6 protein-coding genes are annotated in these 4,820 nt (G+C 57.8%); 4 read left to right on the top strand and 2 right to left on the bottom strand.

From position 1 onward, the window contains the following. The 3 genes from ABYT07_RS18900 to ABYT07_RS18890 form a co-directional block, all read left to right on the top strand. Window positions 1-471 (top strand): PfkB family carbohydrate kinase (locus ABYT07_RS18900; protein WP_372993575.1); only part of this gene is annotated, 471 nt, incomplete at its 5' end. A 3-nt stretch (window positions 472-474) separates the two neighbouring features. Next, complete coding sequence (locus ABYT07_RS18895) at window positions 475-1,068, top strand: GNAT family N-acetyltransferase (protein WP_372993574.1); 594 nt, start codon at window positions 475-477, stop codon at window positions 1,066-1,068. Window positions 1,069-1,202: 134 nt separating this feature from the next. Then, window positions 1,203-1,580 carry a CZB domain-containing protein gene (locus ABYT07_RS18890; protein ID WP_372993573.1) on the top strand — a complete coding sequence of 126 codons (378 nt, stop codon included), beginning with the start codon at window positions 1,203-1,205 and terminating at the stop codon, window positions 1,578-1,580. A 222-nt stretch (window positions 1,581-1,802) separates the two neighbouring features. On the opposite strand, the gene ABYT07_RS18885 is transcribed toward ABYT07_RS18890, so the two are convergent. After that, window positions 1,803-2,294, bottom strand: coding sequence for an RNA pyrophosphohydrolase (locus ABYT07_RS18885; protein WP_372993572.1), 492 nt, complete (start codon window positions 2,292-2,294; stop codon window positions 1,803-1,805). A 151-nt stretch (window positions 2,295-2,445) separates the two neighbouring features. On the opposite strand from ABYT07_RS18885, the gene ABYT07_RS18880 reads away from it, so the two are divergent. Beyond that, on the top strand, window positions 2,446-4,473 hold the full coding sequence (locus ABYT07_RS18880) for an FAD-dependent oxidoreductase (RefSeq protein WP_372993571.1): 2,028 nt from the start codon (window positions 2,446-2,448) through the stop codon (window positions 4,471-4,473). A 49-nt stretch (window positions 4,474-4,522) separates the two neighbouring features. Here the strand turns inward: ABYT07_RS18880 and ABYT07_RS18875 are convergent. Continuing rightward, window positions 4,523-4,820: DUF4399 domain-containing protein (locus ABYT07_RS18875; RefSeq protein ID WP_372993570.1), on the bottom strand; the 298-nt coding region annotated here is incomplete at its 5' end.

Below are 4,820 nucleotides of genomic sequence, written 5' to 3'. Positions count from 1 at the left end.
TCTCGCCTGACCCGTGCTGCGGGTGGCAAAGCAGGCATCGCGATTTCAGATCCCTTCTGCGTTGACCGTCACCGGGCCGATTTCCTGCGCATGATTGCAGACGAACTTGATTTCGTCATCGGCAACGAGGCCGAAATCAGATCCCTGTTTGAAACCGACAATCTTGAGGACGCGCTGGCCAAGACCTCTGCGATGTGTGGCACGGTTGTGTGCACGCGCTCTGGCGACGGCGTCACGCTGATTCGCGACGGCGAACGTGTCGATGTACCCGTGACCAAAATTACGCCCGTCGATGCCACAGGTGCAGGCGATCAATTCGCCGCCGGCTTCCTGTACGGCATGGCCACCGGCCGCGATCTTGAGACATGCGGCAAGATGGGCAACATCTGCGCGGCCGAGGTCATCAGCCACGTCGGTCCCCGCCCCGAAGCAGACATCATGGCGCTGTTCAAAGCCCAAGGGTTGGCTTGAAACATGTTGGGTGACGGCTATCACGATGTGCCTGCGGGCAAGCTGGCGATGGTGGTCACCCACCTTGAGATGCACAGCCCGGCCCCCGTGCGGGACGTTCCTTTGCCAGACGGTATAGCCCTGCGGCAGGTGACCCCGACGCTGGACTGGTACCGAGATATTTTCCAACGCGTCGGATCACAGGAATGGCTGTGGTTCGGCCGGCTCAAGATGTCGGACGCAGAGCTGATCGCGATCCTGAACGACCCCGATGTTGCGTTTTATACACTGTCCAAGGACGGCCAAGACGAAGCCCTGCTGGAACTGGATTTCCGCCAAAACGGTGAATGCGAACTGGCTTATTTCGGTCTGACCCCTGCGCTGATCGGCGCTGGCGCAGGCCGCTATCTGATGAACCACGCCATTGCGACTGCGTGGTCCAAACCCATCAAACGTTTCCACGTCCACACCTGCACCATCGACAGCCCGCAAGCCTTGGCGTTCTATATCCGCAGCGGTTTCACGCCCTATAAACGCCAGATCGAGGTTGCAGATGATCCGCGTCTGACAGGCATGCTGGGGCGTGATGCAGGGCCGAATGTGCCCATTATCCCTTGAATTAAAGGGATTATTTCTTGTTAAGGAGCGCTGCGCCGTTAAGCGTTTTAAATGCCCGTTATGCTTAGATTAAGAAATTCGCAGTTATCAACATTGTCAGGAGCATTTTTTGAAACGCGCGAAAAGAGAATATTATGGCAAACGAACGTACACTCGAGGAAATCCAAAAAGCAATTGGTGCTCATGGGTTGTGGAAACTACGGTTGAAAACAGCCATTAACAGCGGGTCCAGCGATTTTTCCCCGGATGTTGTAGCGTGCGATAACAAATGTGAATTCGGCAAGTGGCTTCATGACGAAACAATGCCTGCGGATATAAAAAGCGGGATGCCTTATCAGGTGATAACCCGTCTTCACGCAGAATTTCACCGCACAGCATCAACTGTTCTTCAGGATGCGCTTGACGGGAATACAGCCAAGTCAAAAGAAACACTTGAAGGCGAATTTTCGGCCCAATCAACAAAGCTGATAAGCGCCCTGAACAAATGGAAGGGCGAATTGCGCGAAATCTGATGGTGCGCAACAGTTCGTCGTGAAACGGACCAGTCCAAAGCCGCCAATAAAGGCCGACGATCTTGTGATACACATCAGATCGCGGTCTGGCAAAGAGGCGTTTCAAATGCTTTGGCATGTCGACGGACAGGCGGAAATCATTTGAAGAACGCGCTTTGGTTGATCTTTGCTAGACGGTGGGTTTAGCCTTGGAAGGGATGTTTCAGACGTGGCCTTCCAACTTTACGCCATCCCCAAATGTGGCCGGAACGCTGCGACAACGGCCTCATACACATCGCGCTTGAACGGCACGATATTGGCGACCAGATCATCGACGGGCAACCAGCGCCACTCGGAAAACTCTTGATGATCAGTTTCCAGATTGATCTCGGAATCCGCGCCGTGAAAACGCAAAAGGAACCATTTCTGTTCCTGCCCGCGATACCGGCCTTTCCAGATTTTCGGAACCAGATCATGAGGCAACTCGTAGGGCAGCCAGCCTTCGGTCTGGGTCACAACGGAAACAGAATTTGGCGATACACCGGTTTCTTCCTCAAGCTCGCGCAGGGCCGCGACTTCGGCGTGTTCGCCTTTTTCAACGCCGCCTTGGGGCATTTGCCAAGCATCCTGATCGCGGTCGCGGCGCTGCCCGACAAAGACATGGCCATCGGCATTGACCAGCATCACGCCGACGCAGGGGCGATAGGGCAGTTTGGCAATTTCGTCAGGTGTCATGGGGCCGGCCTTTTGGTTACGTCTGTTAGGCAGGGACCTAGCACAAAAGCCGCGCCTCTGTATATTGGCTTACGCAGCGTTGTGCGTGACAGAACCAGCCGGTTAAGATGAAATCGGCTGCAACGCCCCCATCCCTCGAAAGGATCGCCCCATGTCCGACTATCCACACCTGCTGGCCCCGCTTGATCTAGGCTTTACCACGTTGAAAAATCGCGTGCTGATGGGGTCCATGCATACCGGGCTTGAGGAAACCGGCGACTGGAACCGCGTCGCCGAATTCTATGCCACCCGCGCGCGTGGTGATGTGGGGTTGATGGTGACGGGCGGTATCGGCCCGAACCCCGAAGGATCGGTCGCCCATGGTGCCGCGATGATGACCACGCAAAAGGATGTCGACAACCACAGCATCGTAACACAGCGGGTCCACGAGGCCGGCGGCAAGATCGCGATGCAGATCCTGCATGCGGGCCGCTATGCGTTCAGCCCCGATTGCGTGGCCCCTTCTGCGATCAAATCCCCGATTTCGATGTTCGCCCCCAAGGAGTTGGACGCCGAAGGCATCGAAAAGCAGATCAGCGACATCGCCGCCTGTGCGCTTCGCGCCAAGCAAGCTGGCTATGACGGGGTCGAAGTGATGGGGTCTGAGGGGTATTTCCTGAACCAGTTCCTTGTCACCCACACCAATAAACGGACCGACGAATGGGGTGGCTCCTACGAGAACCGCATGAAGCTGCCGGTCGAAGTCGTGCGCCGCGTCCGCGAGGCCGTCGGCCCCGATTTCATCCTGATCTACCGTTTGTCGATGATTGATCTGATCCCGAACGGATCAACCTTTGACGAGGTCGCACAACTGGCACGCGCCGTCGAGGCCGCCGGGGCCACCATCATCAACACCGGCATCGGCTGGCACGAGGCGCGCATTCCCACGATTGCGACGTCCGTCCCGCGTGCCGCCTTTGCATGGGTCACTAAGAAACTGATGGGTCAGGTGGGCATTCCGCTGATCACCTCGAACCGCATCAACACGCCCCAAGTGGCCGAAGATGTGCTGGCCGAAGGCTGCGCCGACATGGTGTCGATGGCACGGCCCATGCTGGCGGATGCGGATTTCGTGGCCAAGGCGGCGGCGGGCAAGCCTGACCAGATCGCACCTTGTATCGCCTGCAATCAGGCCTGTCTGGATCATACCTTTGGTGGCAAAATCTCAAGCTGCTTGGTCAACCCGCGCGCCTGCTATGAGACCGAGTTGAAGGTTGAGCCGTCGCAGGACGTCAAGACAATCGCCGTTGTCGGTGCCGGCCCTGCGGGTTTATCGGCGGCCATTACAGCGGCTGAGCGTGGACATACAGTTACCATATTCGACCGCGCATCCGAGATTGGCGGTCAGTTGAACCTTGCCAAGCAGGTCGCGGGCAAAGAGGAATTCTGGGGCCTTGTCGACTGGTACCGCGCGATGGTCAAAGAACACGGCGTCACGGTCAAGCTGAACACCGAAGTATCGGCCAATGATCTGGGTGATTTCGATGAGGTCATCATCGCCACCGGCGTTGTGCCCCGCGATCCGCAGATACCAGGGCAGAACGCAGGGAATGTCGTCAGCTATATCGACATCCTGAACGGCAAGGTGACAGCGGGCCAAAAGGTCGCCGTGATCGGCGCGGGCGGTATTGGGTTCGACGTGTCCGAACATCTGGTACATGACGGCGACAGCACCACCACAAACCTGCCCGAATGGATGAAGGAATGGGGTGTCACTGACCCCGCCGACCACCGCTCCGGTCTGGCCCCCGAAGGCCCGCAACCCCACGCACCTGCGCGCGAGGTGACAATGCTGCAACGCAAGGCCACCAAGGTCGGCAAAGGCTTGGGCAAGACGACAGGCTGGATTCATCGTGCTTCATTGACCATGAAGAACGTCCAGATGATCGGCGGCGTGAACTATGAAAAGATCGACGCCGACGGGCTGCACATCAGCTTTGGCGAAGCACGCGAAAAACCGCAACTGATCGAAGCGGATACAATTGTGCTATGCGCGGGCCAACTGTCTAATCGGTCCCTTGCCGATGCGCTTGAGGCGAAGGGAATCCCTTGCCACGTCATCGGTGGCGCGGATGTCGCGGCGGAATTGGACGCGAAACGCGCGATTGATCAAGGCACACGGCTGGCAGCGGCACTTTAACAGGGAAAGGTGGGCTCATCGCCCACCCTACGTTTATCAGTGTCGAAAGCTATTCGACCGTAATCGTGATCACCTCGGACATGATCGGGGTGTCATGGGGGGTATGACTCCAGTCGCCCAACACCAATTGCAGGGTGTGGGTGCCGGGGGCCAATTCCACCATTGCTTCGGTCTGGCCGCCACCATAGTGAATGTGGTTTTCGTCTGCGGGGAGCGCCTCGCTCAGCGCTTCGGGGTTGTCCGATCCGAAGGGCGCGCTGTCGATCACCAGATGGTGGTGGCCTGTCAGGTCCTTTTCGACACCGGCGGGGGCCACGCCCATGCCCCGCAGCCCGAATTGCACGGTG

The sequence above is a fragment of the Sulfitobacter sp. genome, from assembly GCF_041552635.1.
In the GTDB taxonomy this organism is placed as follows: Bacteria; Pseudomonadota; Alphaproteobacteria; order Rhodobacterales; family Rhodobacteraceae; genus Sulfitobacter.
Note: the sequence above shows the minus strand (reverse complement) of the source record. Positions and strands in the feature narration are given on the sequence as shown.

Coding starts and splice junctions, on each gene's coding strand:
- ABYT07_RS18890 (WP_372993573.1), top strand. CDS start 1,203: ATGGCAAACGAACGTACACTCGAGGAAATCCAAAAAGCAATTGGTGCT.
- ABYT07_RS18885 (WP_372993572.1), bottom strand. CDS start 2,294: ATGACACCTGACGAAATTGCCAAACTGCCCTATCGCCCCTGCGTCGGC.
- ABYT07_RS18895 (WP_372993574.1), top strand. CDS start 475: ATGTTGGGTGACGGCTATCACGATGTGCCTGCGGGCAAGCTGGCGATG.
- ABYT07_RS18880 (WP_372993571.1), top strand. CDS start 2,446: ATGTCCGACTATCCACACCTGCTGGCCCCGCTTGATCTAGGCTTTACC.